Origin of the sequence: Bartonella sp. AP4SXKL (genome assembly GCF_042195845.1) — a bacterium.
In the GTDB taxonomy this organism is placed as follows: Bacteria; Pseudomonadota; Alphaproteobacteria; order Rhizobiales; family Rhizobiaceae; genus Bartonella.
In genome coordinates this window covers 104,090-128,264 of sequence record NZ_JBHIPA010000003.1, presented here as the reverse complement: position 1 = coordinate 128,264, position 24,175 = coordinate 104,090, and the positions used below count along the sequence as shown (strand labels likewise).

At 37.5% G+C, this 24,175-nt stretch carries 17 protein-coding genes; 8 read left to right on the top strand and 9 right to left on the bottom strand.

Annotation, left to right across the window (positions count from 1 at the left end; genetic code table 11):
- Window positions 1-124: 124 nt before the first annotated feature.
- From ACFIMI_RS02890 to ACFIMI_RS02875, 4 genes are all read right to left on the bottom strand, one after another.
- Window positions 125-1,387, bottom strand: coding sequence for an acetyl-CoA carboxylase biotin carboxylase subunit family protein (locus tag ACFIMI_RS02890; protein ID WP_375613118.1), 1,263 nt, complete (start codon window positions 1,385-1,387; stop codon window positions 125-127).
- A 62-nt stretch (window positions 1,388-1,449) separates the two neighbouring features.
- The gene (locus ACFIMI_RS02885) at window positions 1,450-2,247 is read right to left on the bottom strand and encodes a DMT family transporter (RefSeq protein ID WP_375692234.1); all 798 of its coding nucleotides are present in this window, start codon (window positions 2,245-2,247) and stop codon (window positions 1,450-1,452) included.
- A gap of 80 nt (window positions 2,248-2,327) precedes the next feature.
- Entirely contained in the window at window positions 2,328-3,533 is a 1,206-nt protein-coding gene (locus ACFIMI_RS02880; RefSeq protein ID WP_375629039.1) for a DUF6421 family protein, read from the bottom strand.
- Complete coding sequence (locus ACFIMI_RS02875) at window positions 3,520-3,831, bottom strand: prephenate dehydratase domain-containing protein (protein WP_375611511.1); 312 nt, start codon at window positions 3,829-3,831, stop codon at window positions 3,520-3,522. Before ACFIMI_RS02875 ends, ACFIMI_RS02880 begins: the two co-directional genes overlap by 14 nt.
- Window positions 3,832-4,727: 896 nt before the next feature.
- Between ACFIMI_RS02875 and ACFIMI_RS02870 the strand changes: the two genes are divergently transcribed.
- Complete coding sequence (locus tag ACFIMI_RS02870) at window positions 4,728-5,510, top strand: ATP12 family chaperone protein (protein ID WP_375629042.1); 783 nt, start codon at window positions 4,728-4,730, stop codon at window positions 5,508-5,510.
- Window positions 5,511-5,544: 34 nt separating this feature from the next.
- Here ACFIMI_RS02870 and ACFIMI_RS02865 read toward each other — a convergent pair whose 3' ends face one another.
- From ACFIMI_RS02865 to uvrA, 4 genes are all read right to left on the bottom strand, one after another.
- A complete protein-coding gene (locus ACFIMI_RS02865) occupies window positions 5,545-6,090 on the bottom strand; it encodes a hypothetical protein (RefSeq protein ID WP_375692223.1) in 546 nt (181 codons plus the stop codon).
- A 156-nt stretch (window positions 6,091-6,246) separates the two neighbouring features.
- Entirely contained in the window at window positions 6,247-7,656 is a 1,410-nt protein-coding gene (gene glnA, locus ACFIMI_RS02860; protein ID WP_375611514.1) for a type I glutamate--ammonia ligase, read from the bottom strand.
- Between the two features lie 59 nt (window positions 7,657-7,715).
- Window positions 7,716-8,054, bottom strand: coding sequence for a P-II family nitrogen regulator (locus tag ACFIMI_RS02855; protein ID WP_015856528.1), 339 nt, complete (start codon window positions 8,052-8,054; stop codon window positions 7,716-7,718).
- A 1,064-nt stretch (window positions 8,055-9,118) separates the two neighbouring features.
- Window positions 9,119-12,034 carry an excinuclease ABC subunit UvrA gene (uvrA, locus tag ACFIMI_RS02850; RefSeq protein WP_375692222.1) on the bottom strand — a complete coding sequence of 972 codons (2,916 nt, stop codon included), beginning with the start codon at window positions 12,032-12,034 and terminating at the stop codon, window positions 9,119-9,121.
- Window positions 12,035-12,364: 330 nt separating this feature from the next.
- On the opposite strand from uvrA, the gene ssb reads away from it, so the two are divergent.
- The 7 genes from ssb to ACFIMI_RS02815 all read left to right on the top strand — a co-directional run bounded on the left by ssb (window position 12,365) and on the right by ACFIMI_RS02815 (window position 22,595).
- A complete protein-coding gene (ssb, locus tag ACFIMI_RS02845) occupies window positions 12,365-12,871 on the top strand; it encodes a single-stranded DNA-binding protein (RefSeq protein ID WP_375611516.1) in 507 nt (168 codons plus the stop codon).
- 228 nt (window positions 12,872-13,099) lie between these two features.
- A complete protein-coding gene (gyrA, locus tag ACFIMI_RS02840) occupies window positions 13,100-15,883 on the top strand; it encodes a DNA gyrase subunit A (protein WP_375689055.1) in 2,784 nt (927 codons plus the stop codon).
- Window positions 15,884-15,907: 24 nt separating this feature from the next.
- Window positions 15,908-16,426, top strand: coding sequence for a pantetheine-phosphate adenylyltransferase (gene coaD / locus ACFIMI_RS02835; RefSeq protein ID WP_375613109.1), 519 nt, complete (start codon window positions 15,908-15,910; stop codon window positions 16,424-16,426).
- Complete coding sequence (locus ACFIMI_RS02830) at window positions 16,416-17,009, top strand: peptidylprolyl isomerase (protein WP_375613108.1); 594 nt, start codon at window positions 16,416-16,418, stop codon at window positions 17,007-17,009. The genes coaD and ACFIMI_RS02830 overlap by 11 nt, the downstream gene beginning before the upstream one ends.
- Window positions 17,010-17,027: 18 nt before the next feature.
- The gene (locus ACFIMI_RS02825; protein ID WP_375613107.1) at window positions 17,028-17,540 is read left to right on the top strand and encodes a peptidylprolyl isomerase; all 513 of its coding nucleotides are present in this window, start codon (window positions 17,028-17,030) and stop codon (window positions 17,538-17,540) included.
- A 1,450-nt stretch (window positions 17,541-18,990) separates the two neighbouring features.
- Window positions 18,991-20,109 (top strand): tRNA guanosine(34) transglycosylase Tgt, encoded by a 1,119-nt coding sequence (gene tgt, locus ACFIMI_RS02820; RefSeq protein WP_375613106.1) that lies wholly within the window; start codon window positions 18,991-18,993, stop codon window positions 20,107-20,109.
- Window positions 20,110-21,395: 1,286 nt separating this feature from the next.
- Window positions 21,396-22,595 carry an MFS transporter gene (locus ACFIMI_RS02815; RefSeq protein ID WP_375686142.1) on the top strand — a complete coding sequence of 400 codons (1,200 nt, stop codon included), beginning with the start codon at window positions 21,396-21,398 and terminating at the stop codon, window positions 22,593-22,595.
- A 44-nt stretch (window positions 22,596-22,639) separates the two neighbouring features.
- Here ACFIMI_RS02815 and ACFIMI_RS02810 read toward each other — a convergent pair whose 3' ends face one another.
- Window positions 22,640-24,067 (bottom strand): MFS transporter, encoded by a 1,428-nt coding sequence (locus tag ACFIMI_RS02810; RefSeq protein WP_375613104.1) that lies wholly within the window; start codon window positions 24,065-24,067, stop codon window positions 22,640-22,642.
- Window positions 24,068-24,175 lie beyond the last annotated feature (108 nt).

Here is a 24,175-nt window from a genome sequence, read left to right as displayed (position 1 = left end):
ATTTTTATCTACTATAGCATTTCTCAAATGTTTTAAAAAATTTGTCCATCTGATAAACAGATTAAAATGAGAAAATCCTACAATATCGGGGTTTTTATTCAATATGAATAAAGATAAATTATCATTATAAATCAATGTTTTGCCATATGATGCTTAAGGTATCATCGAGCCATTTGTGGTAATTGCGTGCTTCTTCGTTTGAGTTATGAACAGAGAAAATAAAACCAGGATATCCACCAAATGCTGGTGGAGGTGGTGAAAGATGATTGGTTTCAAAGAAAATGATAGTTCTGGCGGTTTGAGGATGCTGTGCAACCTTATCGAGACCTAAAAATCCAGAAAACCGTCCATGACCACGAAGAGGAATAATATAATTTGCCGCCACTTTTTCAGCTGGGAGTATATCGGGAAGGTCTAAGTTTTTTTCAGCTAAAGCGGCATTCATACATAGTTTTGCAAATGAAATCCCTGTACCTTGCTCAACAATAAAATGGGAGACACCCGATCCACCTATACGAGCGCCAATCTCAATGATATAAGGTAAATTATGAGCATCTAGGCGTAGCTCTACATGGGCAGCACCTATATTTATACCAAGAGCTTTAACTCCAGAGCATGCAGCCTCACATAAAGCAATAATTAAAGGATCATCTATATCACAGCGTTGACGATAAATTGTTTCTTCAAACCATGGTCCCTCAGGCTGTCCCTTGTCTCCAATGGCCAGAACGTGTACACCTGCTGTATCAACAAAGCATTCTACGACAAACTCTTTTCCTGGCAAATACTGTTCTACTACTAAACCTACAGGTTTATTTTTATCATTAAAACGTGCCATGTCTTTATGCTGAACATTCCATACGGCTTTAATGAGATCAGGAAGTTCGGCGGAATTTTTAGCTAACATTACGCCTGTACTTGCCCATCCAGAGACGGGTTTAATAACGAGTGGATAATCCAAGGCTTGTGTTTGTGATAGGTCTTCTGGATGATCTATATAAAAGAATCCTGGTGTTCTTAAGCCTGCTTTAGCGAAAGCTTGACGCATGAGATATTTATTTCTGGTTAATGCTGCTACTTCTGGTTCAATACTTGGAGTATTGATTTTTTTTGCAGCCAAAGCTGTCCATAGGATGGCTTCTTCGCGAAGGGTCATAACCCCAGAAATATTGCGTTCTTTTGCTTCCGTTGCAAAAGTGTCTAGAGCTGCCTCTGGGTTATCAAAAACAGGAAGTTGCCAAGTTGAAGTTACTGCTGCGGGGTGTTGAGAGGGAACGCTTTCAGCGGTATCATAGATCATTACTAATTCGATATTAGCTGCTTGTGCTGCTTCAAATATAAATGGTAATTTTGCATTGCGCTGGCAAACTAACGCGAGTTTTTTCATTTTGTTTCCTCATTAAATTTGGAGTTTTGAGAATGGCGTTTATGTTGCCATGTAGATACCTTTTATGCATCTATAAATAAGAGTGTCATCCCTATAACAACTACAATCATAGCAATTATTTTGATCATATTGAGAGAAGGGCTCGAGCCGATTATCCATTCACATGCAATCACTGCAAAAGGGGATAATACGCCGATAGTGTTGGCGTATAATACGCCTCCTTCGGCTAAAACTTTTTGATATAATACGTAAACTGGTGCCGAGCAAACAGTTCCTAAAATCAATATTTTAAATATATCTTCTAACTTAAGATAGAAGAGTGGGGCAGGATCAAAAATAAATAATGGCATAAATGATGCTGCAGAAATTGTCGTGATCCAAGCCAGTGAGGTGAGCAAAGGTAGATTTTTAAGATAACGTTTAGACAATAAGCCATAAGCAGAATAAGAAAGTGCTGCTGTTAAGGCAAGCACTACTCCTATCAGGTTATAATATCCACCTTCTCCACTATTTATATTGAATACTACAGCTGCTACACTGACAATTATCACTCCACTAAGCTTCAGCCATGAGAATTTAAGGACATTTGTCAATGCACCTAATATATAAGTAATTCCTGGAATAGTAGCGAGAACCATGGTTAAATCACTGGCTTTGAGCGATTTTAATGCACCAAAGCTGCATACAAAATACAGCGAAAATCCTAACACTGAGAGAATTAAAAAAGAAGGTATCATGGAAAGCAATGGTAGGGATCTGAAAACAGCTTTCTCACGAAATATTGCAATCAGCCATAAGGTGGCAGCGGTGGCAAACAACCTAAGTCCAACCGCATGCATGACGGGTATATTGCTAACCAAATTCTTAGATAATAACCAACTTATGGAAAACAATGCTAGAATGGCAAAAGTAAATAATAATAATCGTCCTTTTATAAAACTCAATGATTTAATCCTCTAATCACTCGCTGTGCATAAGATGATGTTGAAAAATTAAATCGTGACTGTGAAGTTTGCGGCTTACCAAGATTATTTTGGATATAATCTTTAGCTCCTGCCAAATAAGCGTCATCATCTAATGCTTCAAGTGCTTCTATATCTGCTATCATCAATATTATTACTTTTTCAAGACGCTCCAAATCAAATTGAAGATAACCTTGATTTGTTTCAATCAATGCTTTGTTCCGCATCAATATTTCAAAAAGCAAGATCCCTGTACCAGCATCGAATGTCATATGCTGATCAGAATCTTTTGGATAACGAAATATGCGTTCTAATAGGATAAATTCAGTTATTTCTTTCCAAAATTTTGGATGATTTTGTAGCATAATACGCACTGTAATTAAATCAACTTTAGTTTCTTCTAGAAGACCTGTAAACCAATTTAATTTTATATACAGATTTTTATCCAATGGCCGCGGTCCGGTATGATGTGCATAGTCATGATAATAGCCCCACAAACAGCGAGCATCGTAAATGTCTTCTTTAGATAAGTTACGACTATGCAATTGACCGAACAGGAATTTACTATCTCGACCGAGTAAACGTTCAGCTTCCACAATTGTTTGCTTGTTGTAAATATCAAAGAATTTACTGAAAAAAAACAAAGCAAATGCTTGCTTATCAATTTTTTGAGCAGCTGCTACAGATTCTGGGAATAGAACAATGCAATTGCCTTCTAAAAAACCTCTTGATGCTATTCCCATTTTTATACATTGAAATGGTGATACATAATTATTTGTATATTTTGAGGCGTCAGCAAGATAGGCCGTTTCATGACGATATCCTGTAACTAATTCCAGCCGGAATCCTTCTGGATCAGGTCCATTTGTTGCACGCATTGGAGCCAAGAAAAACAAGGGCGCATCTGGTAATGGGGCTTTGAAAGCAGCCAAAGTGTTATCAAATTTAGGAGGGGTCGTTAAACCGCTGATCATCCACTGATGAAGATCATCAGAAGTGGTCGCTAAAAGTTTTGGAGATAATCCGTCAAGAATATTGGCATGGTGGTTCAGCAGAGTGATCAATTCATTGATCATATTATTATCTGCTGAAGTTGGTTCTTTAATGCTCCCATCTCGTTCTTGGCGCATACGGAATTTGTCAACCAAGTTAACAATGGAAAGAAGCGCTTCAGATTTTTTCATGATGAGTTGACTTTAGTGAGTGGAGCAAAAAGGCCATTGGCACTTGTCCAAAATTTTCGACAATACTCAGCCTATAGCGATTTGCCGCAACCGATGTTGTGATACAAGCATCTGCTTTTTCAGCCTTACAAAGAACGGCTGCATCAGCATTGCTGTTGGCAAATACTTTGTCATATTGATGAGCTACCAGAGATTGCGGGGCAGGATGAGACGCTATGGTTTTAATTTCATCAGCGTTATTGCGTTTAGCTAAAACCATAGAGTGAGTAGGCATGATAAAGCTGTCAAATAATTGCATATCACCTAAACGGGTAAATATGAGTGTATGCAAATCAGGGTAAGCAGCACAACTTAAGAGATAAGCATCTTTTTTTTGAGCAAGTTCATTAAATGCTTCTTCAAGAGTTGCGTATTATATAATACGGGATCTCGAGTCAGTGGACAAAATATTTTTATTGTGATTGTCAAGCCACCACTGTGTTGCTGCTGCACAGTTAGTATCTGCAGGGCCAAGTGTATAGATAAAAGCATTATTTTCAGATTACATAATCTCTATTCTTTTAATTATGCGACTAAATTTAAATTAGTGTGATATGATAGAGTATATCAAGAACAATGCGTTAAGTAATTTAGTGCTTTATAAAATAATGTATATATGAAAGAAAATTTACAATTATAATTTTGTCTGTTCATTATTCTATCATGCCGTAAAACAGCGTCTTTTAGGGGAGTAATTGAGCAGAAAAATTCTATGCAGGGTATTTATTGGATATGTTAGAGAATTATTGAAATGGTTAAGCGAAGGTGAATGACACGTAAACCGTACTGCTCTATCATTTTTTGGATGAGCAGCGTTTTTGAATCTGTTCATATTGATAATACTATTGTAGGTGAATAATAAGCAAATTGGTAAGGCATGAACATCTTTGCCATAAAACTCAATATGTTTAACTTCTTAATTAAGATAATACTTTTAGAAATTGTTTTACTATTATGATTGTATTAAATATATAAAAGGCAATCATCATTGTCTTGTTTGTAAAAGAAACATGAAATATAACTCTTAAATCAGATTGAGATTGGTAAGATTTTTTTCTTCTTTGGAATCGTTAAGAAGGTCAGATTAAACCTTATTCAAGCTACAGAACCTAAAGAAACAGTCGTTTTTTTTGAAAAGATCAGAGGTAAACAAATATGCGTGAGATTTTGGATCATGTTGATATGCCATTGAATAAGAAGAGTTCTGTTCAAAAGGTTCAAAATCTTTCATTCCAATCACACCCAAAACGGTTTTATAAGCAAGTGAAGATCGCTTGTGAGGAGGGCGGCTTTACGATTTTGTTGGATGAACGTCCTGTAAAAACGCCCGCAAGGCGTCATTTTCATGTGCCAACAGAAGTGTTTGCTGAATATGTTGCTCAGGAATTTGAGAACCAAAAGCACGTTGTTGATCCTGCAAAAATGCCGATGACGCGTTTGGTTAATACTGTTATTGATGGTATCGCTGATGATATGCAGGCGGTTTTCGAAGATTTATTGCGTTTCGTTGCATGTGATATGATCTTTTATCGTGCACAAACACCTAAAGAGTTGGTGCAAAAACAATCTGAGCAATGGGATCCTTTATTAGATTGGGCAGAAAAAAAACTGGGTGCAAGGTTTTATTTGACAGAAGGGCTGATGCATGTGGAACAATCACCAGAAGCACTTCAAGCAGTCAGTAATTATTTACGTAGAGTTGAGTCTGCTTATATGCTTGCTGCACTTCATATGATGACAACATTAACGGGATCTGCTCTCATTGCTCTTGCTGTTGCAGCGGGAAACATTGATGCTGATCATGCTTGGTCTATTGCCTATTTAGATGAAGATTGGATGATGGAGCAATGGGGAACGGATAAAGAAACAATAGCACGCCGTTCTCATAAAAAAGTTGAATTTAAGGCTGCTGCTACAATTGTTACAACTTGTTTATAGGGGAAAATCTTTTATTTACGTGCATTCTTTTCGCTCAGAGTATTTTTGTGACTTTTTGAGGATTGGTTTTTACTTTATCAAGTCCAGGAAATAGTTCATTGGTTATGGTTAAGAGCGCTTCGTCATTACCACGGATAAAATACCATTGGTTATCGTGAAGTAGGGCAATAATTTCAGTTTGAATAGAGCATTTTTTTCCAGCATTTGTTGTGGTTACAAGCTCCACGGGTATAACAAAATAAGGGGTACCATTATCAAGGGTACCTTCACGTTTTTGTTTTTGATCAATGTTGATCGTTTCAATCTTGTAACTTTCTGCCAACCGTTCTATTTGGCTTTTCATGATTTGTAGAAATTGTGATTGATTAAGATTTTTTTGGGCGGTTAAGCGGTTGATGACTTGGGGAGGAATAGCATTTAAGATGGCATTTGCATCGGCATTTTTAAGTGCTTTACTATAAGCAGATGTTGCTTTTTCAAGAGTTGTAAGTTTTTGGTTGGTTATTGTATGTGCTTTAGTTGTTGATGTGATAAAGACAATGCATAAAAGAACGGAAACGAGAAAACAAATTCGCGGCATTAGAAACCTTTGTTAATTCATTTGAAGAGATTCAACACATTATAAAGGAAAAGCGGATGAGCAAAAAGCCTCTTGCGCTTTTGCATGAGAAGAATATCCACAAAAATGGAAGCTTTTGCCTCCATTTTCAAAATCAAAAGAATGCGTATTGATTGTTTAAACAGAATAGTACATATCAAATTCAACAGGATGAGGTGTTGTTTCGTAGCGCAAGACTTCTTGCATCTTTACTTGAATGAAGGAATTAATCTGATCATCATCAAAAACGTCGCCAGCTTTAAGAAATCCACGATCTTTGTCAAGTGCTTCAAGCGCTTCACGCAGGCTTCCTGAAACAGTAGGGATTTCTTTAAGTTCCTTTAAGGGAAGATCATAAAGATCTTTATCCATAGCATGTCCGGGATGAATTTTGTTTTTGATACCGTCAAGACCAGCCATTAAAAGGGCTGCAAATGCCAAATAGGGATTTGCTGTTGGGTCTGGAAAACGAACTTCTACGCGTTTTGAATTTGGTGAGGAGCTCATAGGAATACGGCAAGATGCAGAACGATTACGTGCTGAATAGGCAAGAAGAACAGGAGCTTCATAACCAGGAACCAAACGTTTATAGGAGTTTGTGGATGGGTTGGTAAAAGCATTTATTGCTTTTGCGTGCTTAATAACACCACCGATAAAAAACAGACAGGTTTCTGATAGTCCAGCATATTCATTTCCTGCAAAAATGGGTTTGCCATCTTTCCAAATGGAAATGTGGACATGCATTCCAGAGCCGTTATCACCAAAAACTGGTTTTGGCATGAAGGTTGCTGTTTTCCCATAACTGTTTGCTATTTGATGTACAACATATTTAAAAATTTGCATCTTGTCAGCCTCGCGAACAAGTGTATCAAAACGAATACCCAATTCATGTTGGCCTGCTGCTACTTCGTGATGGTGTTTTTCGACCTGTACGCCCATATCCTTGAGTGCTGTGAGCATTTCAGAACGCATATCTTGGCAGGAATCAATCGGCGGAACAGGAAGGTAGCCTCCCTTTATTCGTGGGCGATGCCCTAGATTTCCTGTTTCATATTCCGTATCATCATTAGAGGGAAGTTCACTTGAATCGAGTTTAAACCCTGTGTTGTAAGGGTCCGTTTTATAGCGCACATCATCAAAGATAAAAAACTCTGCTTCTGGACCCACATTGATTGTATCTCCAATGTTTAAAGATTTCATATACACCTCAGCCCTTTTGGCGATAGAACGAGGATCTCTACGATAAAACTCACCAGAGACAGGATCAAGTACATCACAAAATATGACCAAAGTAGATTGAGCAAAAAAAGGATCAATATGTGCTGTTGCTGGATCTGGCATTAAAACCATGTCAGATTCATTAATTGTTTTCCAACCAGCAATTGAAGAACCATCAAACATGACACCATCACTAAAAGTATCCTCGCTGATCTCTGCGATATCCATTGTAATGTGATGCAATTTTCCTCGTGGATCAGTAAAACGTAAATCAACAAAACGGATTTCGTTGTCTGTAATCTGTTTGATAATATCTGATGCGGTTGTCATATTCAATTTCCTTAATATGGCGTTGAGGTGGATAAAAAAGTGAATTTTCCTGTTATTTATTAAAGGGCATCGATACCGGTTTCGTCTGTGCCTATACGAATTGCATCATCAATGGAAAAGACAAATATCTTTCCATCCCCTATATGTTTGGTTTGAGCTGCTTTACGTATTGCATCAACAGTTTGTTCCAGTTTTTCATCGGACACAACAATTTCAATCTTTACTTTAGGTAGAAAGTCAACAACATATTTCGTACCACGATAAAGTTCTGTATGTTCCCTTTGACGACCAAAACCTTTCGCTTCTGTTACTGTAATACCATGTAACCCAATTTTTTGAAGCGCTTCTTTCACTTCATCAAGTTTGAAAGGTTTTATAATGGCTTCAATTTTTTTCATGCTGAAATTATCTCCAACGTTATTTTGTCTTTTTAGACTGCATCACATTATATTGACAACTGTAAGATGTCCAACAGATACTTTGTGCACAAAAAGTCGAAAATAATGACACTCTATGCTCTGTTAGGAGAGTTTCTTTTGTAGAATACAGCCAAATACTGTTTTTTGGGAAAAAAACTTACAATTCTTATACAGAATTCAAATAATATAATAAAAGAGTTTTGTTTCTTTTTTATTAGATAATATCTTGACTTATAAGGATAATTAGACGCTCTCCACATTGAATGAGAAACTCTAATAGCGTAAGATTTTCTCATTTTAGATCTTTTTATCGTCAATCAATCAAAACGATACTTTTATATATCATAAATAGTTATGAGTGTGTGGATAACAACATTTGAAAAAAGAAATAAAATGCTTTTTATGAAAGCTTTCGATAATTAAAGGCTTTACAATATTAGGGAGTAGGGAAGACAAATATTGGAAAAGAGTGTGATGATGCCGATTCATAAATGTAAAGATGGTGGTGTATAATAATGAGTTTATCATTATAGCATTCATAGGAGCCGTTGTGAAATGGGCTTGAGAGCATTGAGAAATGTTTCTTTAAAACAGATGTGGGAATTGGCAACGCAAATATATTCCGTTTGGGGCGTTTTGTTCCTTCGTGAGGAATGTGATCTTCATTAAGGAACGCGATAAATAAAAGTGTGAAGCAATGGCAATCTTCATTATAAGATATTGCTGTGGATGCCTTGGAAAATCATAAAGATAAATTAAAAGGAAATGGAAATATAGAAATTTATTTATACCCTTAAAACTTCATATTCTTCCCAGTTTAGGTTGTCTGGTCGTTTCAGGTATAAACAAAACAGAGAATAAATACGCAATTATGTGCGCGTTCCTATTTGGCAATACGACAACTGAAACAGCTTATAAAGCGCTAAATTGTTTTTAGTCTTTGCTTCAAACGTGTTGCACCACTGGAATTAGGTGTTGGTTTACAGGTAATAATAAAAGTACAGGCTTTGTTAGTATGCTGTATTTTACAATAGAAAGCGTTTCTAAGAATTGGAATTATAGAGAGATGGGCGCAGTAAAACATGTTTTAGAAATTTTCCCGTATAGGAAGCGGGAACCTTAATGATGTCTTCAGGGCGTCCAATTGCAACAATTTCACCACCGCGATCTCCACCTTCTGGTCCTAAATCAATAATCCAGTCGGCTGTCTTTATAACATCAAGGTTATGTTCAATGACTATAACTGTGTTGCCTTGCTCGACTAGTTCGTGAAGCACTTCAAGAAGTTTGGAAATATCATGAAAATGTAAACCTGTTGTCGGTTCATCCAAAATATAGAGTGTACGTCCCGTTGTTTTACGAGAAAGTTCTTTCGCAAGTTTTACACGTTGTGCTTCCCCACCAGAAAGTGTGGTTGCTTGCTGTCCTACTTTTATGTAACCCAATCCTACTTTAATGAGAGTTTCCATTTTATTATGAATAGCGGGAATAGCTTGGAAAAATTCCTCTGCCTTTTCAATTGTCATATCCAAAATATCGGCTATAGACTGTCCTTTGAATTTTATTTCTAGTGTTTCTCGGTTATAGCGTTTTCCTTTACAGACATCGCAAGTAACATAGACATCAGGTAAAAAGTGCATTTCAATTTTGATGACTCCATCACCTTGACATGCTTCGCACCGTCCTCCTTTAACATTAAATGAAAAACGCCCAGCTTTGTAACCGCGGGCTTTTGATTCTGGAAGATCGGCAAACCACTCACGAATCGGTGTAAAAGCACCTGTATAGGTTGCGGGATTAGAGCGTGGGGTGCGTCCAATAGGAGACTGGTTGATATCGATGACTTTATCAAGAAATTCTAATCCTTCAATTTTGTCATAGCTGGCAGGGCTGTGATGAGAGCCCATGATATGATGTGATGCTGCTTTGAAAAGCGTTTCAATAAGAAATGTTGATTTTCCTCCTCCAGAAACACCAGTTATGCATGTGAAGGTTCCAAGAGGAATATTCGCATTGATATTTTTGAGGTTATTGCCTTTGGCGCCGATGATTTTAAGTGTTTTCGTTTTTGATATTTTGCGTCGCTCTGTCGGCATTTTAACAGCCATTTTTCCTGAAAGGTATTGGCCTGTGAGAGAGGCTGAATTTTCTATAATTTCCTGCGGTGTTCCTTGCGCTATGATTTCTCCACCATGAACGCCTGCGGCAGGCCCCATATCGACAACATAGTCTGCTGTGAGAATAGCATCTTCATCATGTTCAACAACAATAACTGTATTGCCAAGATTACGCAAATGGCGCAGCATTTCCAACAGGCGTTCATTATCGCGTTGGTGTAAACCGATAGATGGTTCATCTAAAATATAAAGAACGCCTGTAAGACCAGAACCAATTTGGGATGCCAACCGAATGCGTTGGCTTTCTCCCCCTGAAAGCGTTCCTGAATTTCGAGACAAGGTAAGATATTCCAATCCTACATGATTTAAAAAAGCCAAGCGTTCACGAATTTCTTTTAAAATACGTACGGCGATATTACGTTGTTTTTTTGTGAGATATTGATGAACATTGGCAAACCAATCATCTGCCTTTAGAATAGAAAGATCTGATATTTGCCCAATATGCATTCCGTTTATTTTTACAGCAAGTGCCTCTGGTTTTAAACGATAACCGTGACAAGCTGGGCAGGGCGAAGAAGACATATAACGTTCGATTTCTTCTCGAGACCAAGCAGAATCGGTTTCTTTCCAGCGTCTCTCCATATTAGGGATGATTCCTTCAAAGGGTTGGGTCGTTTTATGCGAACCAGAATTATTTTTATAGATAAAAGAAATTTCATCTCTTTTTGTACCGTAGAGAATAGCCTGTTGTGCTTCATTAGAGAGTTCACACCATTGATCTGTGAGTTTGAAACCGTAAGCTTTTCCTAATGCTTCTAAGGTTTGTTTATAGTAAAGTGAATCTGACTTAGCCCAAGGGGCAATGGCGCCATTCTTGAGGGTAAGATTTTTATTGGGCACAATTTTCAGTGGATCCATTGCTTTTTTTATGCCCAGTCCATCGCAGAGAGGACAGGCGCCAAAAGGATTATTGAACGAAAAAAGGCGTGGTTCAATTTCAGGAATAGAAAAACCCGATACAGGGCAGGAAAACTTTTCTGAAAAAATGAGCCGTTTGTGTGTATCATTTTTTGATTTATGAGCAGATTCCTTTGTCGTTTCTTTTTGTGCTAAGGGGTGGTCTGCCATTTCAGCAATGGCAAGCCCATTTGCTAGCTGTAAACAGGTTTCTATACTATCAGCCAAGCGAGAGGTGATATCCTTCTGTACAACAATGCGGTCTACCACGACATCGATGTCGTGTTTATATTTTTTATCCAGAGGTGGAATATCAGGGATTTCATAAAACTTGCCATCAACTTTAGCGCGTTGAAATCCTCTTTTTAAAAGTTCTGTTAGCTCTTTTTTATATTCTCCCTTTCGTCCTCGCACCAAAGGGGCCATAATAAAAATTCGCGTTCCTTCTGGTAAGGCCATAATTTGATCCACCATTTGGCTTACTGTCTGGCTTTCAATAGGAAGTCCTGTCACAGGAGAATGAGGAATACCAATACGTGCAAAGAGAAGACGCATGTAATCGTGGATTTCAGTAACGGTACCTACTGTTGAACGAGGATTGCGACTGGTTGTTTTTTGTTCAATGGAGATAGCTGGAGAGAGACCGTCTATGCGGTCGACATCGGGTTTTTGCATGACTTCCAAAAATTGGCGTGCATAGGCTGAAAGGCTTTCGACATAGCGGCGTTGTCCTTCAGCGTAAATTGTATCAAACGCTAAGGATGATTTCCCTGATCCAGAAAGTCCTGTTATAACAATGAGTTTATCACGAGGCAGATCGAGATCAATATTTTTAAGATTATGCTCACGTGCACCGCGAATGGAGATATATTTTTGATGAGTCATACTTTATCCTTGGCATATGTGGCAAAAATTGAGCACCTAAAATGGAATAAAACTGTTTTTTTAGAATTATAATGTGTTTAACTGCTTTAATGCAAAAGGAAGGTATAAGTTTTGTGAAAAAAATACAAATGAGCAGCTTTTTATTCTCTCGTGGTGGAATAAACTATGCGTTTTTATCATCTTTTGTTATAATTACACTGAATACAATATTGGTAAAGGATAGCAATACCCATATTGATGGTCAATTGCGACATGTAAATTGAAGGTCAAGAGGGTTATAACTGTTATAGAACAGAGTATTTTACAAATTAAAATTTTGGAGTTTATGCGATGGCTGGTAGCCTTAATAAAGTTATTTTGATTGGTAATCTTGGTGCGGATCCTGAAATCCGCCGTTTGAATTCTGGTGATCAAGTGGCAAATCTGCGTATTGCTACTTCAGAAAGTTGGCGCGATCGGAATACAAATGAGCGAAAAGAACGCACTGAGTGGCATAGTATTGTTATTTTTAATGAAAACCTTGTCAAAGTTGCAGAGCAATATTTAAAAAAAGGCAGCAAAATTTATATTGAGGGGCAGTTACAGACACGAAAATGGCAAGATCAAAATGGAAATGACCGTTATACAACAGAGATTGTTTTGCAAAAGTACCGTGGCGAATTACAAATGCTTGATGGGCGGGGAGCTGCGAGCGGGGAGCAAGGAGCAAGTCAAGGGGGGAGTTATAGTGGTGGCTTTGCCGATAGTCACTCAAATCAGAGAAATGCTTTTGGTCAAAATAATAATCAATTGGGAGAAAGTTTTTCACACAAATTAGATGATGACGTCCCTTTTTAAGAGTCTTTAAATTGCAGTATTATGATCATTTTATGGTTTGCTTGTTCAGATTTTTGAAGTTTAGCGAAGTGAAAATTGTTAATTATTATTGGTAATTTAAAATATAATTAATAACATTTTGAAAAATATTGTTAAATTTCTTTTTTGTCATGGGAGAGAAATTAGCATTTTTGTGTATTTTTCGCTATAAATAAAGTGAAATGATTCTTTTTTGAAAGTTTTGAAATTGTGACCGATCTTACTCCACACCCAGAACGTGATGTGCTAACCGGTATTGAACCAATCAGTATTATTGATGAAATGCAACGCTCCTATCTCGATTATGCGATGAGCGTGATTGTTTCACGTGCACTCCCTGATGTCCGTGATGGTCTTAAGCCTGTTCATCGACGTATCCTTCATGCTATGAATGAGATGGGGCTTTCTTTCAATAAGTCGTATCGTAAATCTGCTGGTGTTGTTGGTGAGGTTATGGGGAAATTTCATCCCCATGGTGATGCTTCAATTTACGATGCATTAGTGCGTATGGCGCAGGACTTTTCTTTAAGAAATCCATTAATTGATGGTCAGGGAAATTTTGGTTCCGTTGATGGTGATCCACCCGCGGCTATGCGCTATACTGAGTGTCGTTTAGAAAAAGTTTCAGAAGAACTTTTAGCTGATATTGATAAAGATACTGTTGATTTTCAGGATAATTACGATGGGCGTGAGCGTGAACCGGTTGTCTTGCCAGCGCGTTTTCCCAATCTTTTGGTTAATGGGTCAGGGGGGATTGCTGTGGGAATGGCAACCAATATTCCTCCCCATAATCTTGGTGAAGTCGTTGATGGTTGTATCGCTTTGATTGATAATCCCGATATCACACTCGATAAAATAATTGAAATTATTCCTGGTCCGGATTTTCCTACAGGGGGTATTATCCTTGGCCACTCTGGTGTCCGTTCAGCTTATGAAACAGGGCGGGGTTCAATTATTATGCGTGCTAAAGTTGATATTGAAGAAATTCGTAGTGGTCGGCAGGCAATTATTGTGAGTGAGATCCCTTATCAAGTTAATAAGGCCACAATGATTGAGAAGATGGCCGAATTGGTGCGCGATAAACGCATTGAGGGAATCTCTGATTTGCGTGACGAATCGGATCGTGATGGATATCGCGTTGTTATTGAGTTGAAAAAAGATGTTGTTGCGGAAGTTGTTTTAAACCAATTATATCGTTATACGCCGCTGCAAACTTCCTTTGGTTGTAATATGGTTGCGTTGAATGGGGGAAAACCCGAACAGATGACGTTGCTTGATATGCTTCGTGCATTTGTTTCTTTTCGGGAAGAAGTTGTCAGTCGGCGAACAAAATATCTTTTGCGTAAAGCGCGTGAGCGGGCCCATGTTTTGGTTGGTCTTGCCCTTGCAGTTGCCAATATTGATGAAATTATAGCGCTTATTCGCAAAGCTCCTGATCCACAGACAGCACGTACACAATTAATGGAACGACGCTGGCCAGCGATGGATGTCGCGCCTTTGATTAAACTTATTGATGATCCTCGTCATATTATCCACGAGGATGGTACTTATAATCTCTCTGAAGAACAGGCACGTGCTATTTTAGAATTGCGTTTGCAACGATTGACAGCCCTTGGGCGTGATGAAATCGCTGATGAATTGAATAAAATTGGCGTGGATATCGCTGACTATCTTGAGATCTTGGCATCACGCGTACGCATTATGTCTATTGTTAAGGATGAGTTGAGTGCTCTTCGTGAGGAATTTGCAACGCCGCGACGTACCGTATTTGGTTTTGGTAGCGCTGAGATGGAGAGTGAAGATCTGATCGCACCAGAGGATATGGTGGTAACGGTAAGCCATAGTGGCTATATTAAGCGTGTGCCTCTTAATACCTATCGTGCACAGCGACGTGGTGGTAAGGGGCGTTCTGGTATGTCCACGAAGGATGAGGATTTTGTAACGCGGTTGTTTGTTGCCAATACGCATACTCCGGTTCTTTTCTTTTCATCACGTGGGATTGTTTATAAGGAAAAAGTTTGGCGGCTGCCGCTGGGGACACCCCAATCGCGTGGGCGGGCTTTGATCAATATGCTTCCTTTACAACAAGGTGAGCGTATTACAACGATTATGCCTTTGCCTGAAGATGAAGCGAGCTGGAGTGCATTAGATATTATGTTTGCGACAACACGTGGAACTGTGCGTCGTAATAAATTATCAGATTTCGTTCAGGTTAATCGTAATGGTAAAATTGCGATGAAACTTGATGAAGAAGATGAAATTCTTTCTGTTGAAACCTGTACAGAACATGATGATGTTGTTCTAACAACAGCCAATGGACAATGTATCCGTTTTCCAGTTGTTGATGTTCGGGTCTTTGCTGGGCGTAATTCTGTGGGAGTTCGTGGTATCAATTTAGCTAAAGGCGATAAAGTCATTTCGATGACAATTTTAGAGCATGTCGAGGCGACGTCCATTGAGCGTTCTGCTTATATTAAACGTGTAATGAATGAACGGCGTGCTTCTGGTGCAGATGCTGATGTTGAAGATATTGTCATTCTGGATGATGAGGATGGGGGGGCTGAAACAGAGTTAACAGATGAACGTTATGCAGAACTTCATGCACGTGAACAAATGCTTTTGACGGTGAGTGAGTTTGGTTATGGTAAACGCTCTTCTTCCTATGAGTTCCGGATTTCGGGACGTGGCGGAAAAGGGATTCGCGCAACAGATCCATCTAAAACAGCTGAAATTGGTAAATTAGTAGCGGCTTTTCCGGTGAAGGCGCAAGATCAAATTATGTTGGTATCAGATGGGGGGCAGCTTATTCGTGTCCCTGTTGAGGGAATTCGTACGGCTGGGCGCTCAACTAAGGGAGTCACAATTTTTAATACAGCCAAAGGTGAAAGAGTCGTATCGGTTGAACGTATTTCTGAACCTGAAGATGATACGAGTTCATTAGATGATGAAGGTGAGAAGCATTCTGATACAGTTGATATGAGCGAAGAAAAATAATTTTTAAGAGGAAGGAGTAAAGTCATGAAAATTGCTCTTTACGCGGGTTCTTTTGATCCTCTTACAAATGGTCATCTTGATGTTTTGAAAGGGTGTTTTGTGTTAGCTGATAAGGTGGTCGTCGCTATAGGGATACAGGCTGACAAAAAAACACTCTTTAGCTTCGAAGAGCGTGTTGATTTCATTACGCAGGTCGGGAAAGACTTATTTGGTGCAGATTCTAATCGATTGCAGGTTCTTTCATTTAGCAACCTTCTCATTGAGAAGGCGCGTGAAGTTGGTGCTTCATTTCTCATTCGTGGATTGCGTGATGGTACTGATCTTGATTATGAAATGCAAATGGCAGGAATGAATGGTGTTATGGCTCCTGAATTGCAAACTGTTTTTTTGCCGGCAAGTGTTTCTGGGCGCGCGATAACGTCTACATTGGTACGCCAAATTGCCTCTATGGGAGGTGATGTGACACCATTTGTACCGCCCAATGTTGCACAAGCTTTGCGCTCGAAATTCCAGTCTTTAAAGGAGAATAAGTGTGTCTCGTAGAATTTTTGCTGTTTTGATATGTGTGTTTTGTTTTTTTTCATTGTCTGCAGTCGCTGGTAATCCTAGCCCAGCAAGTGATGCAAGCCTTCTTGTTTTATCTCTCAAAGATGGTGATGTCATTATTCGTCTGCGTCCTGATTTGGCGCCAAAGCATGTTGCGCAAATCAAAAGATTAACAGAGGAGGGGGCCTATAATAATGTTGTGTTTCATCGCGTTATTCCTAATTTCATGGCGCAAACTGGTGATGTAGAATTTGGAAAAAAAGGCAGTAGAGATTTTGATCTGAAACGCGTTGGTATGGGTAGTTCAAATTATCCCAATATACCGGCGGAGTTTTCAAAACAGCCGTTTAAGCGTGGCACAGTTGGGATGGCACGATCACAAGATCCGGATTCCGCGAATTCTCAATTCTTCATTTGTTTTGATGATGCTGATTTTTTAAACGGTCAGTATACGGTTGTTGGAGAGGTTATAAAGGGGATGGATGTTGTTGATAAAATAAAAAAAGGTACGACAAGTAATAATGGATCTGTAAAAAATCCTGATGTTATTAATGCTGCTACTTTACAAGTTGAGAAATGAATCAAGGGAGCTTTCCATATGGCTGAGAATAAAAATCCAGAGAATACTTTAATTCTTGAAACAACAAAGGGCAGAGTTGTTATTGAGCTTTTTGCTGATTTGGCACCTTGTCATGTTACACGTATTAAAGAACTGGTACGGGAAGGTGCTTATGATAATGTTATTTTCCATCGCGTTATTGATGGTTTTATGGCGCAAACAGGGGATGTGCAATTTGGAAAGAAGGATAGTGAAAAATTCAATTTATCACGTGCTGGTATGGGGGGGGCAGAAAAACCAAATTTAACAGCAGAGTTTTCAAATCTTTCTCATAAGCGTGGTACAGTTTCTATGGCACGGAGTCAGAATCCAAATTCTGCTAACTCTCAGTTTTTTATTTGTTTTGCAGATGCTCCGTGGCTTGATCGTCAATATTCCATATGGGGGCAGGTTGTTGAAGGTATGGAAAATGTTGATAAAATTAAACGTGGTGAACCTGTTGCAGATCCAGATTCAATTACCAAAGCCATTATTGCTGCGGATGTAGAATAGTATAAACTATACTGATTTCAATTGTAAGTTTCTAAGAAAAAATACTCTTGTCTGATCAATAAAGGCACACGAAACTCTTTTGTAGTATCACGCTTACCTTTTATAATTTCGAGCTAAGCATTGTCCATATATTTTCTTTAATCGGATCTTCCTGAAGAATATAACGCAACGGATTTGTACAAACACCTGTCAGAATAAGAAAACGCAAAGTCTGTTGTATTATGGTTGTTGTTTGGCAAAGTGTTTTATAAAAAATTCGGCATTTCTCTTCAATCCATTGTCGGTCTTAATGGTTTTATGATGTTACTTTCCTAAGAGAGCGTGTGCTTTTGTTTCTGCTCGTAAATCAACATCCCATCCTAATGCAGAAGCATGTTTGAAACACATATTAAGATGGATAAGAGCTTTACTAGCTCATCCAGTTTTCCTAGCAAGGTGGAAAACCAGCATTTATATATATTGGCGTAATCTTTAAAATAAGAAGACAGTTTAATCTTAGAAGAATATAATAAAGGCGCAGAAGTGAAACAAATGGCTAGTCTTGCCATCTCCTTCTTAATTCAACTTTACTTTTTTAAAAGTATCTAATGCAATATCTTTTAAATAATGAAGATTATGTATGGACTTACGCTTTTATTTTTCTCGTTTTTTAATAGAGGAATACTCCAAACGGAATACACTTGTGTTGCGTATTTACGTGTTTTTTAAGAAGCATTTCTTAGTACATATCAACGTTCACTTCCACGATGACATTCATGGCATGTATAGTTTTAAAGCTATAAATAGTATAAAATCTATTATGCACCACCTTCTTTAAAGCTTATGAAGGAGCAAGCGGGTACCATCATACGGCTTTTTCAGTCTCTAATGGTACGATAGAGCTTTTGGTATTTGAGAATCTTTACAAAAAGCATTTTTAGTTTTTTAAAGTATTTTTATTTACACGTTAATTTCTTTTGTGAATTATCTTAAGTGCCAAGAGCTATCTCAATTGTGAGTGGATAAGTGATTATGCTCATTTGCGCTTTTATTAAGCGTGAGGATCGCTGTGCCCAGTAGATGAAAAATTTTTATCTGTAAAAGTTAAAGAATATGTAAGCTGTACAATGCGTTCAAAATTTTCTTCTATGGGTACAAAGTTACTGCTTATGGAAGTATGTGAAGATGAAATTCTTGTGATAATAATTTTGCAGTTCTGTTAAGGATAAGCGTAGGTATTTTGAGGTATGATATTATAAGGATTTTACTATTTTTCTAGAGTTAGATTATCACTTTTATTATGGTGATTTCTTAACAAGAAATGTTCTTTTATCTCGTTTAATTTTTGATGCTGGTTACAATATTAAGCGAATCAAAAATTAATTCATAAAGCTTTTGACAATGCTCGTAAGGGGATATCTTTTTTCTTTCTATAGAGATATGCATTGATGGAATCAAAAAGACGAGAGTTATGATAAAGACATTTCATTATAGAAAAATTGCTCAAGATGGGTATGCACGTCGAGGCGAAATTATAACGGGGCGAGGATGTGTTCGTACACCCGCATTTATGCCTGTTGGGACGGCAGGAACCGTTAAGGCTATGTATATGGATCAAATTCGTGATCTTGGTGCAGATATCATTTTGGGGAATACTTATCATTTAATGTTACGTCCAGGAGCTGAACGTGTTGCGCGTTTAGGAGGATTACATGAATTTTCACGCTGGAGCGGACCTATTTTAACCGATTCTGGTGGCTTTCAGGTTATGTCATTGGCGGGAATCCGTAAAATTACTGAACAAGGTGTGATTTTTCGTTCTTACATTAATGGAGCCTACTATGAAATGAGTCCAGAGCGTTCTATCGAAATTCAAGAACTTCTTGGTGCGGATATCCAGATGCAGTTGGATCAATGTATTGCATTACCCGCAACTGAAAAAGAAATGGAAGAAGCTATGGAACTTTCATTGCGGTGGGCGCTGCGTTGTAAAACAGCTTTTGGAGATCAGCCAGATAAAGCATTGTTTGGGATTGTTCAAGGTGGTGATAATATGAAACTGCGTGAACGTTCTGCTCAAGCATTAAAAGAAATAGATTTAAAAGGTTACGCTATTGGAGGGCTTGCTGTTGGTGAGCCGCAGAGTGTTATGACAGCAGTATTGGATACTACTTGTCCGATTTTACCAGAGGATAAACCACGCTATCTTATGGGAGTAGGGACACCCGATGATATTTTACAAAGTGTTGCTCGTGGTGTTGATATGTTTGATTGTGTTATGCCGACGCGTGCAGGACGTCATGGTTTAGCTTTTACCCGCTTTGGTAGAATTAATTTGCGTAATGCGCGTTATGCAGAAGATCCACTTCCTCTTGATCCACAGTCACTTTGTCCAGCAGCACATGATTATAGTTGTGCTTATTTGCATCATTTGATTAAATCTGGTGAATCTCTTGGGGGGATGTTGTTGACTTGGAATAATCTTTTTTATTATCAACAACTTATGCAGGGAATTCGTGATGCCATTGAGGAAGGCTGTTATGCCGATTTTTGCGCTGAAACGCGTGCTCTATGGGCACAAGGGCGCTAAAATATTAATCGTAATATAGCTCCTCATTTTTTTATTGAATTTATTCTCGCACTTACAAATTTAGCTAAAAATATGAAATTAGAAACATCTTCCAAAATTATAAAATTCCACTATCTTAAGATATAACAGTGCGGTTTTATAAGGGCACATATTCTTTTTCTAATTACTATATAAAAACAGAAACTGTTACTCCGGTACGCGCTACCTGATCCGGAGAAAAACAGTTTTTCTGTTTCTGATGACTGTTTACAGCAACAATGTTAATGAGGCGTTAGCGAACTCTTAAAGAAGTATGAAAATTGTATTTTTATGAGCTACTTTGTGTTTTTTATTACTAAAGGTAAAGAATGGATTATATACAATCGAACAGATAAATTTTTAGAAAATTAAAATAAAACTAAAATAAAATTACAACATTTAAAATATTATAATTTTATTTTTTAAGTTTTTATATATAAATATTTTTTAAAATAGATTTATGTAATATTATTTATATAATAAAACTATAGATATTATGTCATAATAAATTAAATATTAATCACGGTAATTGTCATATTTATAAAATAGCAATAAACATACTTATACAAAATTTATTATATTTGTTTTTTGCTTTGTTTATAGAATTTATCTGAAAATAATCATAATATATTTACGTGAATATTTTAATTTACAGATAGTGAGTTAGATATTTGATGCGATTCCTCTGTTAGATGAGGGAGGGGTAAAGATGTCTAAAAGAGGGTATTTAATAAATCTAGAAACCAAGCACTATTATCATGAGAATTTTTAAAAGACTCTATAATAATTTATAAGAATGGCCTAAAGTTGAAATTATAGCTTATCGATTTGGGGGATCTGTATTCAGGTAGCAAAATAAAGCAACAATAATTTTGGGGGAGAAGTTTTATCTTTGTATCAAGATAATGATGAGATATTATTCACTTGTTTGAAATGCATTCTTCGGCAAATTTTAGAATTATTTATAGGATATAGTATATCGTTGCAAAATAAAGTTTTCACTGTAAAATTACAATGGCTGAAAAGAGGAGACAAAGTTTATTATCTGGCAGATCTGATAAAAATAGGTGAATACGTCTGTGACCTTGAGGTTTTCAAAGGTTTTTCATTAAAGAATCTTACTTAAAACTCCATAAAATGCTTTATATATCAAAATATTTCTAAAACTTTATTTGGGACTATTGGGCATGCGTATAACAATGTTTTGAATTTTTATTTGTGTGTATTACAGATATTTACAGTTAAAACTTCTATCCAGAAGTGATAGTATGAAGGATTTTTATCAACAAAAGGTTCTTGCGTTGGGAATTGATTCGAGAATACGGCGTTTAATAATTTTAGCTCTTGCCGTGGGGAGTTTTGCTATTGGTACTGCAGAGTTTGTCGCAATGGGGCTACTGCCAGAGATGGCACGAAGTTCCTATGTTGATATTCCTACCGCTGGTCAATATATTTCTGCTTATGCATTAGGAGTTGTGATTGGAGCACCTCTTTTAGCTGTGGCAACAGCTCAGGTATCACGCAAAACTGTTTTGATGGGATTAATGCTTTTTTATGCCTTAGCAAATATTGCTAGTGCCTTTTTTTCTGATTTTAGCATATTAGTAGTATTACGCTTTCTCAGTGGACTTCCCCATGGAATCTATTTTGGACTTGCGGCTATGGTTGCCTCTTCAATGGTAGAAATGAAAGAACGTTCTAAAGCTGTTGGATATGTTATGCTTGGCTTAACAATTGCAACCGTTTTGGGAGCACCCAGTGCTACTTGGATTGGTCAACTTATTGGTTGGCAGATTGCTTTTGTCCTTGTGGGGATGATCGCTTTATTATGTTGTTTGCTTATTTGGAATTTTTTTCCTTGTGATTCAAGTTTTCCAAAAACGAATCCTTTGCAAGAAATGGGTGTATTAAAGCAAAAGCAGGTGTGGCTTCTTTTGTTGATGGTTTCGGTGGGAGCGTCAGGATTATTTTCTGTTTTCACTTATATCAAGCCAACATTAATGCATATTTCTGGTGTTTCACTTGAGTGGGTACCATTTATTATGCCGTTAGTTGGATTGGGAATGGTGATAGGAAATCTCTTGGGGCCTAAATTAGCTGTTAAAATTGGCATTTCACCGATGATATTTTTCTCTATGCTTTGGAGCGTATTTGTTTTTTTTCTTTTTTTCTTTTTATCCTATGCTCCGTTAACAGCGGCAATAGGATGCTTTTTTGTTGGAACTTCTTTTGCTGCTATGCCTTCTATACAAACAAAAATTATGGATGTTGCACTACAGGGACAGATTTTGGCAGGAGCATTAATGCAGTCTGCTTTTAATATTGCCAACGCTCTTGGTGCAGAATCTGGAGCATTAGTTTTAAAATTGGGCTATAATTATGAATATACAGCTGTTTTAGGAAGTGTTCTAACTTTGTGTGGATTAATGGTTTTTTGCGTCTCATGGTATATGGAGAAGCATGCTTAATATTTTTCATTTTTTAAATGAAGAAGGAATTTTTATATTTATTTTTAGTTATTGGAATGTCCTGTTGGGTTTTTCAATATGAAGTAAGAAATGCGCAGTGCTAATGGAATAGCAAGACAAAATAAAAGACCCATGAGCACTATAAGAAGAGTTTTTGCTGCTAAGATCATTCCTATTGTTCCTCCAGGATTAAAGAGGCCTGCAAGATTGGTGATGACTCCTGCTAGAGTTGCACTTAAGGCCGCTGAAAATAGTTGTACAGAGGTAAGGGATTCACTGGCACGGAGAGCATCTTCATCATTTGCACATTGTAAGATCCTTGTGAGCAAATGTGGCCATGCTATGCCCGCACTGATTCCAATAGAAAACAGTGCTAAGCAAATAATAAAAATATATTCAAGCGCGGAAACTTCTGTTGGGATGAGCCATAAAAGAATCATTATGCCTAACAGTTTTAATAGGGGCGAGTATACAATGATGTTGCGAATTTTTTTTGTGGAGAGACCAGCACTTGAGATGGCTCCACATGTCCACCCTAGGCTCATAAGTGCTGCTATATAACCAGCAATAAGTGGAGCTTGCCCATGAAGCTCTTGAAGAAAAAGTGGAAAATAAAGTTCTATACTGTATACGACTGTTGTCATAACGAGTATCAATGCGTAAACAGAAAAGATTTCAGAAGAGAAAGAAAAGGATTTGCGGGGCAACATAGGATGAGGGGTAGATGATTCGATTTTTGCTAGAACAAAAAGAAGACTAAGTCCGATAACTAATCCGCAAATTTTTGCTATTGTAGACTCCATAGCCCCTCCAACAGAAATAATAAAAATCAATAAGCTGAGTGTGAAAAGCTGGAGAAGAGGAAGAGGGGGTGTTGGAACATCGTTTTCATTCTTTTTTGGTAAAAATTTAAAGGCGATGAGTGAGAAAAATATAGCTAATACGCCAATGATCAAAAAGGATGCTCGCCATAGGCCATAATATACAGAAAGCCCCCCGATTGCTGGTCCTAACAAGGTTGATATTCCCCACATTCCAGAGATAATACTTAATGCATGTGACCATAAAGATGGGCTGAAAACAATCCGTACCATGGAATAGGATAGGGATAACAAAGAACCACTTCCAAATCCTTGAATAAAGCGTCCTATTAAAAACAATGGCATAGATGAAGAAATGCTGCACATAAAAGTGCCTAGGGTGAAGATAAGTCCAGAAATAACATACGCATTGCGAGGACCTAATTTCCCTAATATTTTTGTTGCAAGTGAAGTACCCACGAGTGAAGCTGTAATAAAGACAGTAGCCACCCAAGAATAATATATTTCACTGCCAATATGATTCATAAGAGAGGGTAAAATAGTAATAACAATATAAACGTTGGTGGCGTGTAACACAACTCCACCTGTAAACGTTAAAAAGCAAAGACCATTTTTACCCAATAAAAGCGCAGACCAGCCCTGTTTTTTCACTGTTGTTTGCTATTTAATAAAAATCTATCCTCTTTTTACTTATAAGGTACTTCTTTGAATTTGCCAAGAGAAATTCAAAGCTCTGTTTAGAGCTTTGAATTTTAATTT

Excerpts from the sequence above, each read along its gene's own strand:
- ACFIMI_RS02825 (WP_375613107.1), top strand. The coding sequence starts at position 17,028 with ATGGCTGAGAATAAAAATCCAGAGAATACTTTAATTCTTGAAACAACA.
- ACFIMI_RS02890 (WP_375613118.1), bottom strand. The coding sequence starts at position 1,387 with ATGAAAAAACTCGCGTTAGTTTGCCAGCGCAATGCAAAATTACCATTT.
- uvrA (WP_375692222.1), bottom strand. The coding sequence starts at position 12,034 with ATGACTCATCAAAAATATATCTCCATTCGCGGTGCACGTGAGCATAAT.
- glnA (WP_375611514.1), bottom strand. The coding sequence starts at position 7,656 with ATGACAACCGCATCAGATATTATCAAACAGATTACAGACAACGAAATC.
- ACFIMI_RS02855 (WP_015856528.1), bottom strand. The coding sequence starts at position 8,054 with ATGAAAAAAATTGAAGCCATTATAAAACCTTTCAAACTTGATGAAGTG.
- ACFIMI_RS02865 (WP_375692223.1), bottom strand. The coding sequence starts at position 6,090 with ATGCCGCGAATTTGTTTTCTCGTTTCCGTTCTTTTATGCATTGTCTTT.
- ACFIMI_RS02875 (WP_375611511.1), bottom strand. The coding sequence starts at position 3,831 with ATGCAATTATTTGACAGCTTTATCATGCCTACTCACTCTATGGTTTTA.
- ssb (WP_375611516.1), top strand. The coding sequence starts at position 12,365 with ATGGCTGGTAGCCTTAATAAAGTTATTTTGATTGGTAATCTTGGTGCG.
- tgt (WP_375613106.1), top strand. The coding sequence starts at position 18,991 with ATGATAAAGACATTTCATTATAGAAAAATTGCTCAAGATGGGTATGCA.
- ACFIMI_RS02870 (WP_375629042.1), top strand. The coding sequence starts at position 4,728 with ATGCGTGAGATTTTGGATCATGTTGATATGCCATTGAATAAGAAGAGT.
- ACFIMI_RS02880 (WP_375629039.1), bottom strand. The coding sequence starts at position 3,533 with ATGAAAAAATCTGAAGCGCTTCTTTCCATTGTTAACTTGGTTGACAAA.
- coaD (WP_375613109.1), top strand. The coding sequence starts at position 15,908 with ATGAAAATTGCTCTTTACGCGGGTTCTTTTGATCCTCTTACAAATGGT.
- ACFIMI_RS02815 (WP_375686142.1), top strand. The coding sequence starts at position 21,396 with ATGAAGGATTTTTATCAACAAAAGGTTCTTGCGTTGGGAATTGATTCG.